The organism is Pseudoalteromonas piratica (assembly GCF_000788395.1).
Classification (GTDB): domain Bacteria; phylum Pseudomonadota; class Gammaproteobacteria; order Enterobacterales; family Alteromonadaceae; genus Pseudoalteromonas; species Pseudoalteromonas piratica.
The window spans coordinates 1,250,462-1,273,829 of sequence record NZ_CP009889.1; the positions used below are offsets into that span (position 1 = coordinate 1,250,462).

The 23,368-nt window shown below is 40.8% G+C and carries 16 protein-coding genes; 6 read left to right on the plus strand and 10 right to left on the minus strand.

The window, feature by feature from the left end; translation table 11 throughout:
• Nucleotides 1-13: 13 nt before the first annotated feature.
• Genes OM33_RS20315 through OM33_RS20345 form a run of 7 tightly spaced genes read right to left on the minus strand, consistent with a single transcriptional unit; the run spans nucleotide 14 to nucleotide 8,875 of the window.
• Nucleotides 14-2,398 (minus strand): beta-N-acetylhexosaminidase, encoded by a 2,385-nt coding sequence (locus tag OM33_RS20315; protein ID WP_052141216.1) that lies wholly within the window; start codon nucleotides 2,396-2,398, stop codon nucleotides 14-16.
• The gene (locus OM33_RS20320) at nucleotides 2,379-3,353 is read right to left on the minus strand and encodes a PfkB family carbohydrate kinase (protein ID WP_040136323.1); all 975 of its coding nucleotides are present in this window, start codon (nucleotides 3,351-3,353) and stop codon (nucleotides 2,379-2,381) included. The genes OM33_RS20315 and OM33_RS20320 overlap by 20 nt, the downstream gene beginning before the upstream one ends.
• Nucleotides 3,353-4,810: a sodium:solute symporter family protein gene (locus tag OM33_RS20325; RefSeq protein WP_040136325.1), complete on the minus strand. Its 1,458-nt coding sequence runs from the start codon at nucleotides 4,808-4,810 to the stop codon at nucleotides 3,353-3,355. The genes OM33_RS20320 and OM33_RS20325 overlap by 1 nt, the downstream gene beginning before the upstream one ends.
• Before the next feature lie 45 nt (nucleotides 4,811-4,855).
• Nucleotides 4,856-5,242: a RidA family protein gene (locus OM33_RS20330; protein ID WP_040136326.1), complete on the minus strand. Its 387-nt coding sequence runs from the start codon at nucleotides 5,240-5,242 to the stop codon at nucleotides 4,856-4,858.
• A gap of 51 nt (nucleotides 5,243-5,293) precedes the next feature.
• Complete coding sequence (locus tag OM33_RS20335) at nucleotides 5,294-6,757, minus strand: N-acyl-D-amino-acid deacylase family protein (protein ID WP_040136328.1); 1,464 nt, start codon at nucleotides 6,755-6,757, stop codon at nucleotides 5,294-5,296.
• A gap of 2 nt (nucleotides 6,758-6,759) precedes the next feature.
• Nucleotides 6,760-7,632, minus strand: a complete 873-nt coding sequence (locus OM33_RS20340) for a MurR/RpiR family transcriptional regulator (protein WP_040136329.1) — start codon at nucleotides 7,630-7,632, stop codon at nucleotides 6,760-6,762.
• 16 nt (nucleotides 7,633-7,648) lie between these two features.
• Nucleotides 7,649-8,875 (minus strand): amino acid deaminase, encoded by a 1,227-nt coding sequence (locus OM33_RS20345; RefSeq protein ID WP_040136331.1) that lies wholly within the window; start codon nucleotides 8,873-8,875, stop codon nucleotides 7,649-7,651.
• A gap of 416 nt (nucleotides 8,876-9,291) precedes the next feature.
• Between OM33_RS20345 and OM33_RS20350 the strand changes: the two genes are divergently transcribed.
• From OM33_RS20350 to OM33_RS22665, 6 genes are all read left to right on the plus strand, one after another.
• The gene (locus OM33_RS20350; RefSeq protein ID WP_040136333.1) at nucleotides 9,292-12,327 is read left to right on the plus strand and encodes a TonB-dependent receptor; all 3,036 of its coding nucleotides are present in this window, start codon (nucleotides 9,292-9,294) and stop codon (nucleotides 12,325-12,327) included.
• A 189-nt stretch (nucleotides 12,328-12,516) separates the two neighbouring features.
• Nucleotides 12,517-14,055, plus strand: a complete 1,539-nt coding sequence (locus tag OM33_RS20355) for a tryptophan halogenase family protein (protein WP_040136335.1) — start codon at nucleotides 12,517-12,519, stop codon at nucleotides 14,053-14,055.
• The gene (locus OM33_RS20360; RefSeq protein WP_040136337.1) at nucleotides 14,046-15,569 is read left to right on the plus strand and encodes a tryptophan halogenase family protein; all 1,524 of its coding nucleotides are present in this window, start codon (nucleotides 14,046-14,048) and stop codon (nucleotides 15,567-15,569) included. Before OM33_RS20355 ends, OM33_RS20360 begins: the two co-directional genes overlap by 10 nt.
• Before the next feature lie 79 nt (nucleotides 15,570-15,648).
• Nucleotides 15,649-16,107 carry a SixA phosphatase family protein gene (locus tag OM33_RS20365; RefSeq protein WP_052141283.1) on the plus strand — a complete coding sequence of 153 codons (459 nt, stop codon included), beginning with the start codon at nucleotides 15,649-15,651 and terminating at the stop codon, nucleotides 16,105-16,107.
• A gap of 128 nt (nucleotides 16,108-16,235) precedes the next feature.
• Nucleotides 16,236-18,680 carry a carboxypeptidase-like regulatory domain-containing protein gene (locus OM33_RS20370; protein WP_040136339.1) on the plus strand — a complete coding sequence of 815 codons (2,445 nt, stop codon included), beginning with the start codon at nucleotides 16,236-16,238 and terminating at the stop codon, nucleotides 18,678-18,680.
• A gap of 337 nt (nucleotides 18,681-19,017) precedes the next feature.
• Nucleotides 19,018-19,158: a hypothetical protein gene (locus OM33_RS22665; protein WP_199922570.1), complete on the plus strand. Its 141-nt coding sequence runs from the start codon at nucleotides 19,018-19,020 to the stop codon at nucleotides 19,156-19,158.
• Between the two features lie 188 nt (nucleotides 19,159-19,346).
• Here OM33_RS22665 and OM33_RS20375 read toward each other — a convergent pair whose 3' ends face one another.
• From OM33_RS20375 to OM33_RS20385, 3 genes are all read right to left on the minus strand, one after another.
• Entirely contained in the window at nucleotides 19,347-20,807 is a 1,461-nt protein-coding gene (locus OM33_RS20375; RefSeq protein WP_040136341.1) for an aerolysin family beta-barrel pore-forming toxin, read from the minus strand.
• Nucleotides 20,808-20,994: 187 nt separating this feature from the next.
• Entirely contained in the window at nucleotides 20,995-21,876 is an 882-nt protein-coding gene (locus OM33_RS20380; RefSeq protein ID WP_040136342.1) for a LysR family transcriptional regulator, read from the minus strand.
• 401 nt (nucleotides 21,877-22,277) lie between these two features.
• Entirely contained in the window at nucleotides 22,278-23,366 is a 1,089-nt protein-coding gene (locus OM33_RS20385) for a S41 family peptidase (RefSeq protein ID WP_052141217.1), read from the minus strand.
• Nucleotides 23,367-23,368 lie beyond the last annotated feature (2 nt).

Here is a 23,368-nt window from a genome sequence, read left to right on the forward strand (position 1 = left end):
TGTTTTGTCCTTTTTAATTTGTACAGGCAAGGTAAAGCTCACGCATTGGGTAAATGCCGGCAATCACCAACTCATCGGTTAGCGGCTGTAAAAAAAGTAAATCATTGCCAAGCATTGGTGTGTTTGTTTGACCTTGGCAATGTGCAATTACATTTAGAGATAAAGCGATAAACTGTGTAAGTGCTATAGATTTGGCGCGTACCAAAGCGAGCTTATCACCACTATTAAGTAAGTTATCACTAGCGCTCAATGCCTCACTCCAGAGGTTTAGCTGTGATTTAATTTTATCTAAAGCCGTTTTATCACCGTTAATAAAACCATCAACCCAATTGTTTAGCTGCCTGATAGCGTGACTTTCTACCGCTAAGTAATCTACAAAGTTATCAAGCGCTGCTTGTTGATGGTATTCATCGTTTAAATACTTAATATGATGGCGGGTATAGTAATGCGCTGGCTCTAATAACTCTGCCATCACATTCAATAATGCAATAGTGCGCGCTTTTTTATCATTATCAAATGATTTTGGAAGTAATGCGTTAAAACCAGCTTTCTGCTGAGCTAAATGGGCGGCGCCAATTACTTCAGCTGCATATGTATTAATAAATCCTAAACGCTGGTACATATCGTTCGCGTCATTTTTTTGCTTGGGTGACCATAAACGCTCACTAATCGCATACAAACGTGGCCAAATACGCAGATCAATATTGTGATCGGTAACCATTTCACTCCAAATTGTTGCTTCTGCACCTAAAATGCGCTGTTTGCTCGCATCATTAAGCGACTGCGATAAGCTAACGGCTGATGGTGCATCCAGAGTGTTTAATTTCAAAGGATAGCGGCTGTTGCCTATCATCACTGCACTTTGTTCACCTTCGAGATCAAATTCAAAGGTCAACGGCCCCATCCAGCTGTCCATCCTTGCATTAAATCTGCGCGTTGTTTTGTCTGGTGTGTGACTCACTGAGGCTAATTGGTGATGATTGTTATTAAGTTTAATTAACACTTGCTCACCAAGCACAAGTAATTCACCTCGCACATCACTGCCTTTCAGTCTATCGATAATAAATGACTTGGCTAAGGTCTGTGGCTTGGATAAATCAACACTTGGTAATGTACGAAGCGGATCGTTTCGGTAGTGATAATCACTGTACTGTGGCTGATCAATGTAAAAACCGGTTGATAAAATCCCCTGATAACCACTGTTGGCAACTGCATTTAACGAATCATGACCACGCCATGACTGCACTACAATATCTTTCGGTAAGTTTTCATGAAAAATTTCATCCCACCCCATCATAATGCGCTGATGCTTTTCAATAATCGGCTGAATTTGAGTATTAAAATAGTTCTGCAAATCCGCGCCATTTTTAAGCGAATGTTTAGCCATTAAACCTTGAATGTCTTTATTGTGTAACCACTGCTCAGGTTCCACTTCATCGCCACCAATGTGTAAATAGGGATCTGGGAAAATAGTAGTCATTTCTTCAATTAAACTATCGACAAACTGGTATACCTCAGGCTTTGAAATATTAAGTAATGGTTTAAATACCCCCCAGTGGCGTTCCATTTCGTAATTTTTTACCTCAGCCATCAGCTCTGGATAAGCTACCGCAATAGCGCTGGCATGACCCGGCATGCCAAATTCAGGCACCACACGAATGCCAAGCAAACTGGCATAATGAATCACATCCAATACCTCAGCTTGAGTGTAATATAGTCCGTCTGATGCTTTCTCGGTGAGTTTAGGAAAACGCTTACTTTCAATACGCCAACCTTGATCGTCGGTTAAATGCCAATGAAGTACATTTAATTTTGCCGATGCCATGGTACTTAATTGGCGTTTAATGGTTTCAATGGAGATAAAATGGCGTGCACTATCAATCAATAAACCGCGCCATGCAAAGCGAGGGTTATCACTAATAATAACACTGGGAACGTTGAGTGTTTGCGCTTTGCCATTAGCGGCCAGTTGCACTAACGTAGTTAAACCGTGCTGCGCACCAAACACAGTCTTAGCCGTTATTGTCACACTGCGATTATCAACCTTTAACTGGTAACTTTCGTCCACATTTAACAAAGGCGTCTGTGTTGTGCGCTCTTTCTCCGCAACCACTATGCGCACCGTCGCATTTTTATCGACTTCTTTTAGTACTACCTCTTTGCCAACAATACGTGAGAAATGCTGTTGGAGTCGCTGTAATTGAAATGCCTTTCGCTCAGCACTCATGCCATCAACTGAAATACTAATGGGACTGGTTAATTTGAGTTGCCCTTCTCCCATATCGATTGTTTTTGGCATCGGCATTAGCTGGCTTGAAGCAAACAAACTACCACTAAACACCAATAAAAAACTGACTTTTAAAAGATAAAATAGCTTACTAATAAAATGTATCGACACCTGCACACTCCTGGTTCGAAAGTTTGGGAAGAAAATGAGAAGGAATAAGCGCACCGTGTTGCTTGATTACTGCGGCGGCAACTTTATGCGCATATGCTGTCGCTGCGTGAAAATCGTACCCAGCTAGATTGGCAACTAAAAAACCTGCTGCAAATGCATCACCCGCCGCGCAGGTATCAACAATCTCTTCAGGCGCTAATTGTAAAGCCGAAACACAAAACAGACTGCCTTGGTTTGGCGCTTTAATAACACAAGGTGCTGCCCCTTGACGGATCACTAAGGTTTGTTTAAATCCTGCCCCTTTATAATGTAAATCGATGATATCGCTCACCGATTGCTTGCCATACACCGCATACTCGTCTTCATCGGTTAAAAATGCCACATTGGCAAGTGCCATTAAGGCAAAATAATCGTGAATAGGGGAACATTGTTGCCAAAGTGTTGGTCGATAATTATTATCAAAATAAATAAAGCCACCTTGCATTTTAAACTGCTCAAGGGCTGAAATTAACAGCTTGCGATCTGCACTGTTTAAAATGGCAAGACTTATTCCTGACAGGTAAATTGCATCAATAGCGCATGTGTTAAGCGCATCAATTAACTTGTGTGACAGCGAAAAGTAGTCTCTTGCGGCGCTGTTTGAACGATCAAAGCGGAAAGTGCGCTCACCCTTTTCATCAAGGTTTACCCAGTATTGGCCGAGTGTCTTTGTGTCATGGATAATGCAAAAATCAGAAACAATCTGAGATTGCGCCATCAATGCTTTAAATTGTTCGCTTTGCGAGTCTTTGCCTATAGCGGTTGCGTAATAGATTGATGGATTAAGATCGCAATTTTGCGCAAGCAAATGTTGCGAATAGTACGCAGTATTGAAGGTGTCGCCACCAAAGAAAACATCGCCATCAGCACGGTGTTCAACCATGCATTCGCCCAAAAACACAATTGAGTTAACCATTATAGAACTGACTCCAATTCTTTGTTCGTCGAAGTAATCTCTGTAGGTTTATCAGGTTGGGTTAATAAGCTAACTAATACACCAAAAAACACCCCACTTATCACCGCGGGAATCGATGGGTTACCAAAATACGCGAGCCAACTTTCATTAAAACCAATCAATGCCGCGCTCAAAGTGCTTGAGAGCAAAATTGCAATGCTGCCTTGCCACGTTAACTTTTGCCAAAAGCGACCTAATAAGCCCATTACAAATAAGCCACACAACGCAAGTGAAATCATTTTTGTAATGTAGGTAATTATATTGTTTGATAACAGCGCAAATAACAGCGCGATAGTCACAGTTAAAATCATCGAAAAGCGAGATAACACAAGTTGTTGTCTATCTGTGAGTTGCTTTTTGTCAGATGATTTTTGAAACAGCCACGCATAAATATCACTCACAAATACGCTCACCCCTGCAATGGCATCTGAGCTGGCGCTTGAAAGAGTCGCCGATATGCCCGCTAATAAAATAAGACCCCCCAACAAAACGGGTAATGTATTTAGCGCAATATAAGGAAATGCGTACGCAGGATTATCTAAATTGCCATTTATTAAAAACGCGCAAATGCCAATAATTGCTGGTACCAATGAAAAACCTAAATAAAGCACACCCGACATTACAAACGATTGGCGAATACTACTTACACTGTCACCTGAATAGATGCGCTGGCGAAATGATGGCGTTGCCATTACCCCAACCAATACCGCAAATGACATTGAAATGGCTGGAACAAGGCCAATATTTTGATAAGAAAATAAGCCACTTTCGTTGACCAGATGGTTATTTTGTACCGCTTGCCATCCCCCGACAAAATCGATAGCAAAATACGCCATTAGTAAAAAACCAATAAATAAAATCACCGCTTGAATCGCATCGGTCCACACCACGGCTGAATAACCGCCCAAGGTAACATAAATGGCAAGCCCCACCCCGATAATTAATTTAGCCGTTGTATCATCAATGCCAGTCAGCCAAGCTAAATACATACCACCACCAATTAGGTGTGCACCTAACCAGCCAATACTGGCGGCATAAATAATCACAGCGAGAATTTTTTTAACTAGGGCATTATCATCAACATAACTGGCGAGCTCTTCACTCATGGTGGCAAATTGCTGTTTGCGCACTGGTGCAAATATCCAAGCTAACAACAAGATACCAATCGCGCCCCCTATGCCATAAAGTGCGCCGGCCCAAGCATTTTGATAGGCAAACCCTACAGCCCCCATTGATGAACCCGTGCCCACCATGGTTGCAACTGTGGTGCCGAGTGTTAGAAATAAAGGCACTTTTCGCCCTGCTAACAAAAAGTCACTGCCTGACTTTTGCCAACGCGAAACGAACCAACTAATGGTAATCATTGCAAGCAAATATGTGAAAAATGCTGCTAAATACGTCATTTGTTGTGATGTCATAAATGCCCCTATTTTTATTATTTTAATGGCGTAGCATGCTTGCGTTTATTGACCTTTGTAACAGGTCACATCCACTTCAACTTTACAATCAACAACCAAGTCTGCCACCATGCAAATACGTGCTGGCGGGTGCTCGCCAAAGACTTCAGCAAATACTTTGTTAAACGACTGAAAATAGCGAGAATCGGTTAATACCACAGATACATGAGTAACAGTTTCAAGGCCATAACCTGCTTCAGTCATAATGTCGATGCAGTTTTGAATCGCTAATCGCGATTGCTCAATAATGCCACCCTCAACTACTTCGCCATCACGCATTGGGGTTTGTCCCGATACTTTTAACCAACCACCCGCTTCCACAGCACGTGAAAAAGGTAAATGCTGACCGCCTGTGCCTGTGCCGCCCTCTGCGCCAATACGTTTAATTGTCATAACTTCCTCTTTTTAAAAATGCGTCGAGTATTCTCTCGACATTAAAAATATTTATTCACCACGCGCTAAGAAGCGCCCAGCACGTCCATATCGCTTTACAGACATCTCATTTAGCCCTTCGGCAAAGCTTACTATGCCATTTACCCACACCTGCTTAATGCCCTCGGCTTGCGCTTTTGGATTCTGGTAACAGGCGTTATCAATAATTGTATTCGCATCAAATAGCACTAAATCAGCAAAATAACCCTTTGCAATTTTTCCGCGTTTGCGCAATTTAAACCGCCGCGATGGCAGCGCTGTCATTTTGTGAATAGCGAGCGCGAGTGAAAGTGTGTTCTCATCTCTCGCGTAATGACCTAATACGCGCGGGAATGTTCCCCATAAACGCGGATGCGGGTGAGGATCACAAGGCAAACCATCCGACCCTATCATGCTGTTGTCGTAGCTTAAAAACTGTTTAACATCGTCTTCTAGCATGCAGTGATACACTGCGCCTGCAGGCATAAGTTTTTCAGCAGCTTGCATCAAGGATAATTGCCAAGCCTGTGCAATATCAGCCAATGTGCGTTGAGCCATTTCAGGGTGTGGTGTTGACCAAGTAATGTAAATATCTGTTTTATCAGTTACTTGATTTAAATCCAATGTGCTTGAACTGGCAGAATAAGGATAACAATCACAACAAGCTGGCTGTGATTTACGGTTATTTTCTAAGTGCTGCAACACTTCCTGTGCACGACCCCAATTATCAATGCCCGCACACTTTAGATGAGAAATAACTAACGGCAAATTTGCTTTTTTTGCCGTTGAAAATGCTTCATCCATAGCATCGATAATGCCTTGAAATTCAGTGCGTAAATGAGTGGTATAAAGGCCATTAAAAGGCGTTACTTGTTCGGCAAGTTTGGCGACTTCATCACTGCTTGATGCTTTAGCATTGGGGTAAGCAAGGCCGGTACTTAGCCCCAATGCGCCTTGCTCCATTTGTGTTTTAAGTAACCCCTGCATAGCGTTAATTTCGTTTTCTGAGGCGGGCCTGCTCAAATCACTCATGACTTGCGCACGAAGGCTTGTATGACCAATTAATTGCGCAAGGTTAACGCTTGGCTTTAACTTATCGAAAGCATCTCTAAAATCAGCTAAATTGGGATACTTGAAATCTGCTTTCTGACCCAATAAGTTAATTGGATCAACCGGATCAATCTCCTCAACATAGGGCACACTACTAATACCACAATTACCTGCAATTACAGTGGTAACACCTTGGCTTACCTTACAGAGCATATTGGGGTTGCGCAAAACTTCTAGGTCGTCATGGGTGTGTACATCTATAAAGCCAGGAGTAAGCACCAACCCTGTGCCATCAACATCATTATCACTGTACAAATGTTGGCAATCACCCAGTGCAACAATCTTGTCATCGCCAATTGCCACATCGCCAATAAAACTGTCATTTAGCTCGCCGGTGTAAACAGTCGCATGACGAATCACTGTGGTAGTGTGGTATTTATCACTCATAGTTAATCGCCCAGTGGAAAGCGTGTGTCGGCAGGTGGCGCATCACTTTTCTGATGACGATGTTGGTCTAATTGAATTTTTAAACGACGTAGTTTTTCTTTAGAACGACGCTGATTTTTTGTCGCCACTTCACTCGATAAAATATCAATAGCCGCCATCATCACATAGCGCGCGGCGCTCGGTTTAAAAATATAGTCACTTTCCTGTGTTTTGATCGGCAAATGCACATCGGCGAGTTCGGCGAGTTCACCTTCTGGACAGATGGCAATAATGTGTGCGCCATACTCTTTTGCGATGCGTGCTGAATCAATCACATCGGGTGATACACCACTTAACGATAAACACAGCACCACATCATTCTTATTAATCGTTGATGCTGTCATGCGCATCATCATAGGATCAGAATGGGCATTGCAGAGTATATCTAAGCGGAATAAACGATTTTGGCATTCCATCGCTAGCATGCTACTGCCACCACCTACACCAAAAATAAGGCAATGACGTGTATTGCAAATGAGTTCAGCTGCAGCATTTACTTCAGCTTCTTGAATAAGACCAACATTTAGCGCCAAGATTTCTTGTATCGATGAATAAACATGAAAAATATCTTTTTTCTCAATCACATCTGCGTTTGTAAAGCGCTCACCAATCGCTGCCGATTGGGTAATTTGAAATTTTAAATCACGTACATTGTCACAGCCTAAACTTTTGGCTAAACGCGTTATACTGGCGTGACTAACATTCGCTTTATTTGCTAACTCATTAATTGATGCAGTCGCAGCAAAATCGAGATCATCTAAAATCAAGCGCGCAACTTTATCTTCTGCTGGGCTGAAATGACCGAGTCCTTCTTTAATTTTATTAATAATATCCACTAATTAAGGCTTCCTGCTAAAAAAAGGTCGAAATGGTTTTGTGTATTACCCAGTCGTCATCGGCAATTGCAACTTGGCGCCACTTATCAAATGTTAAACAAGGATGAGAGGTGGAAAAACAGACCATGTCACCAACTTGTAAGCTGCAATTTTCGGGTATGCTTAACATAGCATGCTGATCCATTATTTTAACGGTTTCAATCAAGGCATCAGCCGGTTGCAATGTTTGGCTATCAACATGAAAGATTAACTCTGCTTTTGGTAATCCAGCATCAAACGCCACATCTCGTTTACCAAGACCCACAATCGCAAGCCCAGCCTCAGGACGGGATACCACATACGCCCAAACAGTTAAACTAGAAGCTAATTCGCCCGTCACATCGCAGGCCAATTGACTGCGTGCAACTACCGCATTTTGAGCGTCTTGATAAATACCCGTATCATGAATTAAGTAGCAGCCAGGGCGAACAACTAAATTAAAGTCTTTTTGCTGATTATGCTTGGCGAGTGTCGAGGCAACCACATCGTACCAAGCAGAGCCGGCACCAGTGATAATGGGTTTAGACTGGCTAAACACATTACGTTGGTTAAGTAGATGTGCCAGTTGATATATGTCCTCAACAAATGTTGTGACTTTTTCAAATGCGTCACTGCCCCCAATGACCCCTTCATAGAAGCCAATACCCGAAAATTTTAAACTTGGATGTTGCTCACAAACAGCTAAAAATGCATCGGCATTGTTTACGTCACGCCAGCCACAACGCCCTCCTTGTGCACCAATTTCCAGCAAAATATTAATAGGGGTATTTCGCGCATCAAAAAATGCGCCTATTTGCTTCGCATTTTCAACCGAATCAACAAAACAATAAAACTCAACATCGGTGGTTTCAAGTAATTGCGCAATTTGCTTAAAGTGATACTTACCCACCAGCTGATTTGCCAATATAATGCGCGTTACACCATGATTAGCTGCGTTAAGAACTTGTGCAACAGTAGCAAGAGTAATACCCCAAGCACCGTGTTCAAGCTGCATTTTAAAAAGCTCTGGGGCCATTGTTGTTTTGCCATGTGGCGCTAAATTAACATTCGCCTCTTGGCAGAATTCACTCATCCATTTTGCATTATTACTGATCGCTGACTGCGATAGCACCGCAACTGGAAAGCTCACTTCTTCACGTAAAATGTGCCAACCCGTTTTTGTTAAGGACTGTGGGTTACCTGAACCTTTTAAGACTTCATTCATGAAAAATTGTTACCAAACTGCGCATAACAAAAAGACTAACTAATACAATTCTATCCAATGTAAATGCATTTCTAACATTTTTGTTATCAAAGTGTTGCTTTTGTGGTCATGTTAGTGTTAAAAAGTAACAAGTTCAAGGTTTTTATTTGTTACTTTCTAACATTACACAGTAACAAATCACTACTTTGGATTCGGTGAATAAGCCTGCGAGTACCAGCTAAACTGGGCAGTTAAAAGTTTAGCGCTGCGTTTATTAAGCTGTAAAACGTACATGTTACTCCCCACTTATGACCCGAAATTTTTTTGGTAACTTTTGACAACGCTGTCAAAAGTTGCCAAGCAGATTGTAAGTAATCACAACAATAAGGTTTCTCAGAACTAATTCTGATAGAACTAAACACTAATAGGGGAAGACTGTGTCCAACAGAACATTTAAACGAAGCGTGTTGTCTTCAACCATCGCTGTAGCGCTCTCAGCGGGTTTTGCCAACAATGTTATGGCAGAAGAAAAATCAGCTGCTGAAGCTGAAATGGAAGTAATCCAGGTTAAGGGTATTCGTGCCAGTACGGTTAAATCAATTAATGTAAAGCGTTTTGCACCTTCACAAGTTGACGGTATCGCGTCAGAAGACATCGGTAAACTACCGGATGTAACAATTTCAGATTCACTGCAACGTATCACCGGTGTACAAGTAGAGCGTACTGCAGGTGAAGGTGGTCCGGTACAAATCCGTGGTTTACCTCAAGTAGACAGCACACTTAACGGCGAAGTATTTTTAAGTGCAACAACCATCGACTCATCAGGCGCTGATTTTGGTGATTTACCAGCACAGCTTTTCTCGGGTGTTGATGTTTATAAAACAAGTGAATCTAAGCGTTCTGCCGCAGGTATTTCAGGTTCGATTGACCTTAAAACCCGCCGTCCATTCGATATGAGCGAAGGTTGGACAACAAACGTAAGCGCAGATGTGACACAGGGCTCTATTAGTGATGAAACAGATCCAAATCTAAACGGCCTAATCAGTTATAATGCTGATAAATGGGGTGTTTTATTCTCTGCGGTAACACAAGAAGCAACCCTAGCTACAGACTACAACGGTTATTTCGATACCTCTGAAAATGGTGGTATCGGGGCTGCAAACAACAACTTTACATGGGGTCAAAACCCACAAGGTAATGATGTACGTCACGTAGTACCACAAGGTTTTGCAGCTTTCAATAAGCAAGAAAAACGTGAGCGTCAAGGTTTCCAATTTGCTTTCCAAGCGGATTTAGGTGAAGGTTTTGAGCTAGTTTTCGAAGCATTCTATACCGATCAAGAGCGTTTTAACGAGCGTCAAGGTTTATCACAAAATAACCGTTGGTACTCTTTCAACGATTACGCATTCCCAACAGAATCAGGTTGGACTGGCGACACGTTTACTGATGAAGATGGCAATGCATGGGGTGCGGTAAATGATTTTTACTTACAACCATGGCGTTTACAAACCTTCACTCAGGTTAACAACAACTACGAAACCTCAACTAACTTAAACTTAGAGCTTAACTTTAATAACGGTGGCCCGCTTTCAGGTCAAGTTCGTGTTACACGTGCTAAAGCGGATGCAAGCATGCGTCACGGCTATGGTGAAGGTGATTTACTGAGTATTGATCAAGGGACTCGTGTAACTGGCCCGGGTCAGTTTACACCGGCTGAATACTGTGGCGATGGTGATACCATTGTGGGCGACCAAGGTGGTTGTTACGCGCAATTCTCACCAGGCGGTATTGAAGATGATTCATTCCTACTACGTTATGATGCACGTGGTGAATCGCCAGTATTTAGTGGTTTTGATCAACTGGTAAATGGCGGCCAAGGCTTAATGAGCGTTGCTGATTACATGGGCAGCTTAGATTCATACCACATTGGTGCATTCTCGTCTGAAGGTAATACAGACGACGAAGGTGAAATCAACACATTCAGCACGAAATGGAACTATCAATTTGACGACATGGAATTCATCACGAGTGTTGATTTTGGTGTGCGCTTTATGGAACGTAAAGTGGACCATGACCAATTTACATACACATCTGAATTTGGTGATGGCTGTGATATCGCACAGTGGAAAGCGGTTGACCAATATCACACTGTTGATACCTGTGAAGGCAACCCAGCAGCAGGTGAATACCTAACAGAAGATGTGGGTGATTTAACTGCGGGTACTTGGGTGCCTTACACATTACTTAACCCTACTCGTCTTGATACACATACCACTGTTAGCCAGATTTCTAACTTCGGTAGTGTAAAAGGCATTCCAACAATGTGGGCGATTGATCCGAGTAACTTCCGCGATCCACGTCAGTTCCACCTAGACACATTTGGTAATGTACAGCGCACTGAAAACGCAGGTGCTTCTTTCGATGTCAAATTGAACGAATTCAGCTACTTTGCACAAGCCAACTTTGAGTGGGAAATGATCCGCGGTAACTTTGGTGTTAAAGTGGTTGAAACTGACCTATACGTGAAGCAAAACCTTGCGGGTTCTAACTTACCTCACTCAGGTTTAGGTCCAGATATTGGCGACGTAGTAACAGAGCGCAGCTATACAGATTACCTACCATCATTAAACGTGTCAGCTGATGTAACAGAAGACGTGATTGTACGTGGTGCATACGCAAAAAACATGCAAGCACTTGACCTTGCAAGTTGGGGCGGTGGTAAAACGGTTGGTAAAGCAATTAACGGTGAGTGTGACTGTTTACGCGTAGTAAATGGTAACCTAACAGGTAACCCGGCACTTAACCCATGGCGTTCAGATAACTACTCACTATCAGCTGAGTGGTATAATGGCGAAGCGTCAATGATGTTCTTATCACTTTACCGCATCGAAATTGAAAGCTTCACAGAAAGCGGTACCGTTTGGATTGATGAGCCAGATGATGATGGTATCAGCCGTGGTCCATGGCCTTTCAGTACGCAAGTACAAGGTAAAGGTGGTGATGTAAGCGGTCTAGAAGTGGGTATTCGTGCTGCAATGAGCGACTACACTGATATCGCAATTCTTAATAACTTCGGTATCGATGCTAACTACACATACAGTGATAGCTCGCAACAAAACAAAGACGTAAATGGCGACGATTTACCATTCGTTGGTATGTCAAAAGATACATACAACTTTGTGCTTTGGTATGAGCAAGAAGAGTTCTCAACGCGTTTAGCATGGAACTCGCGTAGCCCGCGCTTAATCACACAAGGTTCAAGTGCAGTAGGCGGACAATCACTGTACCAAGATACGTATTCACAACTTGATTTCAGTGCAACCTACCACGCAACTGATTATCTAGATATTTACTTACACGGTTCGAACATAACTGAAGAAGTTCAACAAACTTACCTTGAATTCTCTTCACAAAAAGCGTTCCGTAACGAGTATGAATCGCGTTGGACCCTTGGTGTTAGGGCAACATTTTAATCCTTAGAATTATTAGGATTTAGGTTGAATTAACACTTTCTGCCCAAGACTGCCGTCATTTGGCGGCAGTCTTTTCTTTTGGTTTCATCACGATACAATGCAAATACCCATTTGATTAACTAATTGCCTATTTACTTAATCAAGTTACTTAATCAAATTGGTATTGAAGTATAAGCACGAGTGTGAACCATGACAGAAGCGACAAAAACAATAAATTCCATCGTCATCGTTGGCGGCGGTACGTCTGGCTGGATGACAGCTGCAGCCCTTGCTAATCACGCCCCGCTAAAACACTGTAAAATTACCCTCATCGAATCAAGTAAACTTGGCACCATAGGTGTCGGTGAAGCCACTATCCCAACTTTGCGCCGCTTTTATCAAAACTTAGGTCTTAGTGATATTGACGTACTAAAAGCCACCAAAGGCAGCTGCAAACTTGGCATTGAATTTCAGGGTTGGGCAGGTGAAAACTCGCGCTTTATTCACCCATTCGGCATTTACGGGCAAAGCACACCCACCACCCCATTTCACCATTATTGGTTACGCGCCGAACAAGCAGGTACACACAGCGATTTAACTGATTATTCTCTTGGCGTGCAAATGGCAAAACACAATAAATTTGTGACGCCAAAAATAAAACCACAAAACCAGTTAGAAATTTTTGATTGGGCACTGCATTTTGATGCCAGCTTGTTTGCAAAACTGATGTTTGATTATTCAACCAATAAAGGCGTTAAGCATATCGATAACACCATCAGTAACATCGAAAATCACCCTGATGGCAGTATTAGCCAATTACACTTTGAAGATGGCTCTAGCATCGCCGCAGATTTATTTATTGATTGTTCAGGCTTTAAAGCGCTGTTAATTGGTGAAAACCAAGCTGTTGAATATGAAAATTGGAGCCACTGGCTATTAAATGACAGCGCTATCGCAGTGCAAACAAGCGCAACGTCTGAACCCATCACCCGTACCCTCGCTATTGCGAAAAAAGGCGGCTGGCAATGGCGTATACCGCTTCAGCATCGCGTTGGCAATGGCTACGTTTACAGCAGCAAATACCTTTCCCATGAAGAAGCAGAAAAAAGTTTGCTTGCATCAATCGATGGCGACATTTTACAGCCACCACGTAAATTTAGTTTTACCCCTGGGCGGCGAAAATCTGCATGGCATAACAACTGTGTCGCCATTGGTTTAAGCTCTGGCTTTTTAGAACCATTAGAGAGCACCAGCATTGCATTGGTTGAAACAGCAATCGAAAAACTCTTGCTTACTTTCACGAGCAATCATTACTCAACACACAATGTCGCTAAATTTAATGATGTGAATGCACAAGAATATGAGCGTGTACGTGACTTTATTATTTTGCACTATAAGTTAAACGGCCGCAGCGACAGCCCTATGTGGCAGTATTACCGCGATATGGCAATTCCGGCATCACTCGAAGAGAAAATGCTAACCTTTGCTAAAACTGGCGAGTTAAAACGTCTGCCTTGGGAAATGTTTGGCCCTGACAGTTGGCTGGCTATTTACCACGGTTTAAATTTTTTACCCGAAAACTACCAAGCAAGCGCAGATAATATGCCGCTCAATTACTTAAATGAACATTTAACTAAAATGCGCGAAATGGTTTCAAGCCAAGTAAACAATGCGCCTACCCACAGCGAATTTTTAGAAAAGCACTGTGGCTATCAACCAATCAAGCAACAGGAAGCGGTATGCAGTTAACACACAATCCCATTGAAAAGTTTGTTATTGTCGGTGGCGGCACCGCAGGTTGGCTTGCTGCAGCAACGCTTGGCAATATTTTTAAAGACAGCAACACCCAAGTTGAGCTGATTGAATCAGACGAAGTCAATATTATTGGTGTCGGTGAAGCCACGATTCCACCACTCATTGATACCCTTGAAAGCTTAGGCATCGATTTAGTTGAGTTTATAAAAGCCACTCAAGCCAGTTTTAAATGGGGCATTCAGTTTGAAAACTGGTATCAAGAATCACACAGCTATTTTCACCCCTTTGGGGAAGTTGGCCAAAAGATTGATGGTCACGATTTTTACCAATGTTGGCTTAAACAAAAAGCTGAAGGCGACAACACCCCATTAATGGCTTATTCGCCAGAGGCGGTATTATCTGAAAAGAATCGTTTTTTTGTACCGCATCAAGCGATGAATACGCCACTTGCAGGCGCCCGCTTTGCGCTGCACCTTGATGCGGTGCTGGCAGGCCAATACTTACGTAAATTCTCTGAAAATATTGGTGTAAAACGCACCGTTGGCCACGTGGAATCAATTAGCAAAACGATTGACGGAAATATATCGTCCGTCACATTAAAATCAGGCGAAACAATAAGCGGCGACTTTTTTATTGATTGTACAGGCTTTAAGGGCTTACTGATTGCTAATGCACTCAATACCGAATACCAAGATTGGTCCGAGCATTTACCCTGCAACCGCGCAGTTGCAGTGCAAACCAAACTCACAGGTAATACCAAACCTTATACCGTTTCGCGCGGCCAAAAAGCGGGGTGGAGTTGGCATATTCCGCTGCAACACCGCACAGGTAATGGTTATGTATTTTGCGATAAATACATCACCGATGAAGAAGCTATTCAAACCTTACTTGATAATGTGGATGGCGAGCCATTGACTGAGCCAAGAGTGATCCCGTTTGTTACCGGTGTGCGCGATAAAGTGTGGAATAAAAACTGCCTATCACTTGGTCTTGCACAGGGGTTTTTAGAGCCGCTTGAATCCACTGCAATTCATTTAGTGTCTAAATCACTGGCATTGTTTGTACGCATGTTTCCAACCAAAAAGCCAAATGCGGTATTACAAAATGAGTTTAACCGCCGCATTATTGGTGATTATCAAGAAATTCGCGACTTTCTAGTGCTGCACTACTGCACCACAAAACGCGACGACTCAGCGTTTTGGCGTGATTGGCAACAAAAACAAGTTCCAGCAAGCCTATCTGAGCGCATTGAGTTTTTTAGACAAAGCGGCGGATTGATCCCAGGTGTTGAAGAGCTATTCCAACCCACCAGCTGGTATGCAGTGTTTGATGGGATGGGAGTAATACCCAATGGCTACAACCCAACCTTAGATGCGCTTAACAGTGAAACGCTGGCAAAAAGCCTTGCAGCAGGCAGAAGTGCACTTGAAAAATGCGCTGAAGCACAGCCTAGCCATGATGAATTTTTGCAACAATATTGCCCTGCCGATGAGGCGATTTTTAACTAAATCGCCCTTTGCTTTTATAAAAAGCTCAGTTAAAGTGGCTGAAATTGTTTCACAACCTGTTGTAAAAGGCTTTTTTATCATGCGCTTATTAGCTTTTATTGTTGGTTTATTGTTTTCTCAAACTGTGCTCGCAACACCTGACACGCTATTTTTGTTGCGTCACGCTGAGAAACGCGATGGCATCAATCCGAACCTTTCTCAAGCGGGTCAAGCCCGTGCAGAGCATCTTGTTAGCATATTAAAAGATAATAAAATTAAGCATATTTTTAGCACCAACTACAATCGCACATTAGAAACCGTAAAACCGCTCAGTCAAGAATTAGACATTGTAGTAACCCATTATAACCCGCGTCAGTTAACAGCATTGGTTAAGCAACTCAAAACATTACAAGGCAATACCGTGATTGTGGGGCACAGCAACACCACACCCCAGCTTGTAAAATTATTGACAGGCCAAGACGTTACTATCAATGAAGACCAGTTTGATAAACTGTTTGTTGTAAGAGGAAAATCTGTACAAGAATTAAGTTCAAACTAAATTAAATTGAGAACATTTATGTGTTTACAATTCATCACAAAATCAACATATTATTAAATGCTCTTACTTCAAAGTTAAAAAATTTGTAAGTAAGATTACCTCCCTTTTAAAATAGCAATTACATTTATATGGATATTCATTTCAACAAATCTTGTTTGCTTGTTGTAAGCGCACTCAGTTTAATTGGCTGTGGCGGTGGCAGTAGCTCAAAAGAAAACACAAACACCAATAACGAAAACATTGTTCAAAATATCGCTCCTAGCGTATCACTTACAAATCAGACCGTTATAGAAAAGTCCGAAGTCATCATTTCAGCTTCAGCTTCCGACACAGATGGCACAATTCAGTCATACCAATGGCAACAAACCAGCGGTATTAATGTTGAATTATCAAATACAACCGGCAATCAGCTGACATTTTCTGCGCCATCGATTGTAGAAAAAACAGAATTAACGTTTAAGGTAACGGTTGCCGATGATGATGGCGCACAAACATCTGAAAGTATAACACTCACCATCGAACCAAATATCATTGCCAGCTTTACCCTCTCTGGTGAAATCACAACAGGTAAGGCAATCGCAAATGCTAATATTACGGCGCAATTAGGTGATCTGCAATTTACTACCCAATCCAATGAAGTGGGCAGTTATCAACTCAACATTAATGTTGATGATGACTACCAAGACAAACTATTAACATTATCAGCAACAGGTTCCAGCACCAATAGTGTGATCAAATTAGTTTCTGAACTTGGAAACATAGATGATGTTGTTGAACTTGCAGAAAGTCACGAAAACAAATTATCAACTGATGAACATATTGGTTTAAAACTTAGCCATTTTAGTACCGTAGTTGCAGCGTTAATGGTGCAGCAAAACAGTAATCAAGCTTTAGCCAATGTTGAACAATACCAATTAGCACTAAATAACTTAAATTTCGGTATCGTTAAAACCTATGCTGCAATGAATAAGTATTTGATTGATAATATTATTGATTTACCAACTGAACTTGTGCCAGACAATTTCGAAAATACTTATCAGCTTTTTACAAATAAGCAGGCCATTTCGAGTCTATTTTATGCTTTCAATAACTATGACCGTTATTTATTAAATGATCTTGAACATGACGTTTTAGTGACTGATCAAGCGTTTGGAAAAAGTGTTAAGCTAGAATTTAATAAACCTTACTACTTAGGTTTTGGAAAACTGGTACTTAATGAGAATGGGACTGGTTCGTTAATAACATTACAGGCAAAAGAACAAAGCGCGATTACTTGGACTCAAAATGATTCAGGCCTAAATATAGTGTTTGACGAACCGATTTTCTATCATATTGAGTATATCTATCCTAAAAACTCTTATGAACAAGTACAAGCATTTGGCTACATTAAAAATTATAATATTACTACTGTATTTACAGATAATAATCGATCTATCTTGCGTGTTAGTTTTGTAATCGAATACAAAGATATCTTCACTAAAGAAGTAATAGAAACCAATAACGAAATAACAGAAACATTCTTCAGTACCTTATCTCAAAATAAGAAACTAACCAACGAGGTTTTAACGCCAATAAAACCAAGTAAAGACTACATAATTAGTATGTCTTTGCCAAATTTGCCACTGCATTATAACTCTCCAAATGATCCTTCACCGGTAGCAATTGAAATGACTGCTGCAAAGGTTCGCTTTAATGCTGAGTCGAGCAAAACTGCAACAATCGAATCTGTTATTGATAAAGATTTTAATACCGAGCTGCAAAATACTGAGTGGTCTATCAATAATGATGGTGAACTTGAACTAGCAACTGACAAACTTAACGTTAAAATTGCTAAATTACAGGATAAAGGTGAAGCGCAAGCTAAGGTTATGACATTCACTCAAGAGGTAATTGAATCGAATAAAGTGTCACCTGAAATCGGTAAAATATATGAAATAGATACTTCATTAACTTGGACTAATGAGAATGTACCTGGGGTATATATCTCCGAGAATAAATCTCAAGACTTAGACCCGTTAAATGTCGGATGGTATGAATTAAGAGAAGATGGCTCGTTATCCTATTTTTATGTCTACCAATGGGCGGCAGCAGCTTCAGGAGAGATTGAAGATTACGCTATATTTGAATCCGTTGGCCTTTGGCGTATTATTGATAATGAGCTTGTTTTAAGGCGTTACCGAGGCAATGAAGATATCGTTGGTAATGTCGCTCATTGTCATTCAGAAAGCTGGGAAACAAATGCTAATAGTGAATGTATTTTGTATATTGAACGCCGTTGGCAAAATGTACAATTAACGGCTCAGCCAGACAATCAGCATGTTGTATTGCAAAAAACGCATTATTACATGGATTTTCAACGCTCGTACTTAGATCCTGACAATGAAATACCCGCAAATGAGCATATTTACTGGGATATTTCACAGCGCGTAACTGAGTTTACTAGATCCAATGAAAGGCCTGTTCAATTACCTGAGGATTATATTCCTATAAAAGATCGTACTAGCAGTAAAGCGACATCAGTCAAAACTAACGATCCTCTATTCAATGATAAGTTAGAACTTGGTTTAAATTAAGACGTTTTGAGCAGCTGAATAAATCAGCTGCTCAGCTTTTCTAAAACGGTACGCATTTCTAACTAAATTCCAATACTCGCTCATCGCTAAAAAAACAAAACTCTCTAACTCAACTATCTAGCTAATTTCAATCTTTGCTAACTTAGCGCAAAAAACTTTTTGTTATATTAAAATTTAAGCCATTGTTTTATCAGTGTTTAAATATCGTCATTTCACAGTTCAATGTAACAAATTCAAAATTTTTTGTTTCTTTTTTAAACCTTTTTAAGCCTTGCTTCGACTTAATAAATAACCTAAGCGAAAAATGCTTTACTTAACACACAATAGGAATAGAGATATGAACACTTCAAACGCATTTGATTTATTATTTACAGCGGGTTTAACCACTTTTGTTGTAGCAAGCCTGATTACGGCAGGTATGACAATGGCACTTGTAACTGGAACATTAATTGGCGCTACTTACCTAGTGTTTAAATAACCAAATAAAGAGATAACCCAAGAAAACAAGGAATTGCTTATGCACAAAAGTATACGTTATTAAAAAGGCACTGAGTTTAAAACTGAGTGCCTTTTTATTTAAGAGTTTTCAAAAGTATTATTCGGGGATGGATTTAATTTATTCTTAATAAATAAAACTTAACAACACCACTCCCAAAGACCTTTTGATTAAATGTCTTTCATTTCAATTTTAACCACCACATTTGTAAAGCCTGCTTCTTCTAGTTGCTGCTTTAAAAGTGCCTGATGGGTGCGAGCATCGTAAGCACGCGATGTATTAAAAGTACGTGCGCCATTATTAAGAGGTGCCTCGTCTCCAAAGTAAACATTACCGGCAAATTGGCTTTGCGCATAGAAGTGCCCTGTTAGTGTGGTTTTCTTTGGTCTTAATACACGGCTTAACCAGTATTGCATGGTTGTTAAACTTGTTTGTTCTATCATCCAAGGCCAATCCCACTTTTTGTTTTCTCCTGGAATATTTCGGTGCTCCCACTGATAAGGGATACTTTTCTCTTGCCCTGCCCATCGACCAATAACAAAGTTAGCTGTTTCATTTGGACGGTTATCAGGGTGCGTTAATAAACCATTGCCACTCCATCGCATAAACCCATTAATTGTTAGGTCATAGGTAATGTCAGTATCAAATTCATAGGGATATGAGATAGAAGACTTAAAGAGATCTACTTTGGCATTTAAACGTGTGAATGGTGGCACATTCGTACGCGCCTGCACAACAACACGTTCGCTCTCAGAACCACCATTACTTTCACCCCAAGCTTGGTTTGCCGAGATTGTGACCGACAGCGAAGTATCCGATCCCCCTGTCACCGATGGTGATTTCCAAGTATTTGATAATGTCACCGATTCAGAAATGCTATAGTCGTTGGTCTTAGACCAATTTGTTGACGTATCGTACTCTATGGTTACAACCGACATCTGATCTGCTGAAGTATTGTTAATTGCTGGCACAGAGACCGTTCTAATTAACTCTTTCTCAGTCGCAATCACATCACCAGTAATCTTATAAGAATCGGTATCCATTACGTATTCGAAGTTAGATACATTAATGGTACTTTTCTCACCACAGCGATAACCAGAACAACTGCCCCCATTATAACCTCGGATATTCCAGCCATCACCTGCCCGCGTAACCTCCATATCCTCACCAACATAACTAGAACGATTACCTCCCACCCAAGCAAAACCCATATAATGAGCAAGATAGGAAAGCGGCTTAATAAAAGCTTCTTTTTGGTTTACCAATTGCCATTCAATTTGACTTTGGCTGCCCGGAGTAACATTAATAGCGCTTAATGTTGGGATTTCAGTCATCGGATTTTTCGGGTAACACCATGAGTTTGACGCTGTACCGCGTTTAATTTCACCTGAATATCCCGGCCCCATAATTACCCAACCATCATCAAGACCTGTGATTTGCCATTTACCCATTTTTTTAACAATATCATTTCGGTAAATCTCAGCTTCACTTTTGGTGATCAGCCTATTTTGAGCAGAGCAAACACCTTCGCCTAGCGCTTCATATTGAATTTGATCGAGATAAATAACCGAAGAGTTTGCATGGGTAAGACCTGCTTGGCCAATGAGCATTAACGCGAATAATTTTTTCATTTACTACTTCCTTTTTAGTCATATATAAATTCAGTCCATGTATTTATAAACATCAGAAATAATGGACTGTTTGGAATAGTAAAAATGGCTAAAGCAGATTAATAGAGGCATCAATGAAAGTTAAATTTTCAAAAATGTTAGTTGTAATTTAGCTTTTTGGTTGGCAAATCAAACCTGGCTGACGACGTTAAATATCTATGCCACTCAAAGAACAGGTCAAAAAATCAATTAAATAACGCGTACTTTTAGGGATTAATTTATCAGGCCAAATTAAATTAATGTCACGCTTAATAGGCTTAACATCGTCAAGGACATTTATGAGACGATTAGTGTTTAAGAATGGCTTTACACAATAAGCGGGACCGTAATAAATTCCGCGCCCTTCAACTGCAGCTAATGCGCACATTTCAATGTCATTTGAGACAAAATCTGGATGAGGTTGGAACACATGGCGTTCACCTGTGAGCGTGATAAAACCCCAATTCTCAAAAGGTGAGCAACAAATATGTGGAAAATGAGCCAGGTCATCAAAGTTTGCAGGCTTGCCATATTTCTCAATAAGAGTGGATGAGCATGCCATGACAAAATGCATCTGATTTATCACCTTACACATATACTGCGAATTTTCGAGCTGGCCAATTCTAATAGCCAAATCGAACTCGGTGGCTTTTAAATCTAATCGCTCATCAGACAGTAGCATATGTATCTTTATATTGGGGTGTAAGGTATTGAATCGGCTTATCAAACCTGTGAAGTAAACACTTTTAATAAAGTTCTGTGGTGCAATCAGTTTAATTGTACTTACCTTATCTTCACCAATATTCTTAAAATCACACAGAATACTTTGTAAATCTTCAACATGATTCAAACAATGCGCGTAAAAACTTTTACCCGGCTCAGTTAACCTTAAACTACCTCGCTCACGATAAAACAGGGCTAGAGATAAATCGTCTTCAAGTTTTTTAATGCGTCTTTGTAACGTTGGCAATGGGATATTAAGTTTAACTGAAGCTTCATGAAAAGTTTTAAATTGGTTTGTTTTGATGAACAATGCCACGATATCTAGCAAGGTATACCTCCTGTAACGATTGAAGATAACTGCTCAGTCATATCTAAAATAAACAATTTATTTAGCGCAAATGTAAAACTGAGTTTTTATTCAAACTACTTAAGCGTACCTATTTAGGCAACAACTTTTTATTACTGTCATTAGTCAAACCGAAAGAAGAGCAGAAAATTCAAGGGCAGCGACATTGTGAAGAAATGAAAATGGCGGCTGATCTTTCCTGCAAGTATGACTATGGCTCATGTTGCAGGAACCTAATTTGGCGAAACTTGTTTAGTGGTTAAATAACCTAATAAACAGATAGCACCAGAAAACAAAGAATTGCTGATGCACAAAAGTACATCCTATAAAAAAGGCACTGAGTTTAAAACTCAGTGCCTTTTTTATTTACTATTTAGCATTGCTTATAACGCTAATCGCTCTATGCGCTTTTGCATTCTGTCGGCACGGGCAAGGTTTGTTTCGTTAGCTTTTAACTTCATTAATATGTGTTGTTGCGCAGCATTAAGCGCCTTATCAGCAGCTGTTTTGATATTTGGTTGCACACCGACACCTTCCCAATTAGTTTTTGTAATTGGATTAATCGAACGACCATTTGGTATAAAACTTTCAAAGTGACTTGTTAGCTTGATCATATCGCCTGGGTGGGCGCCGCCCCCCGTGACTTCACCAATAATGACAGCACGATTCAAATGCTTTAGCGTGTAGGCTAAATCCTCAGCTGCCGAAAACGTATCTTGACTAGTTAATATATAAACGGGGCGCTGTTGTCCATAGTGCTTACCACTCACTTGGTTGACAGTAAAACGTTTTTCCAGACGGTCTTCTTTACGGTAATAAATATCGCTGGTATTAGTACGCTCGTCCATAAAGTAGCTGGTAATTAAATCCACCATAGCCGGTTCGCCACCGCGACTTTCTCTTAAATCAAGAATAAGCGCATTAGTATAGCTAAGTAAATTCATGGCTGACGCAAGTTGAGGCCCGCCTTGGGCTGTTTCAGCAAATAACAACAAGTTGATATAACCAATATTAAACGGTAAACGCTGTACTTTTTCAAAACCATAATTTAGCGACTTCATAAATTCAGCTTCATGCGCGGCAAATGCAGCTTTAGATTCTGGTGTTTCATCTGGGATCGGATGTGGGCTATACACAACATGTAAATGTTTATCATCCGTAATTTTCATCAATTGCTCATTAATAATATTTGCGAAACTATCGCAATCATTGATTTTTGCAAATGCCTTTTGTGCTTGCTGCGCCTTTATATGAATCGCGAATTGCTCAGCCTTTTTAGGAAAAATATACCCATTCGTTAGCTGCTGTTGCAATGCATCTAATACGTTCTGCTGCACTTGGTGTGATGCGCAATTTATTTCTGCTGCTTCAGCATCTGATTGTGCTTTGGCTACACCGCTAAAAGTCAGTAACGATAGTAGTAATGAGGCTAAAAAGCCCGGTTTTCTTGCATAATTGATTGTGCGTTCCATAG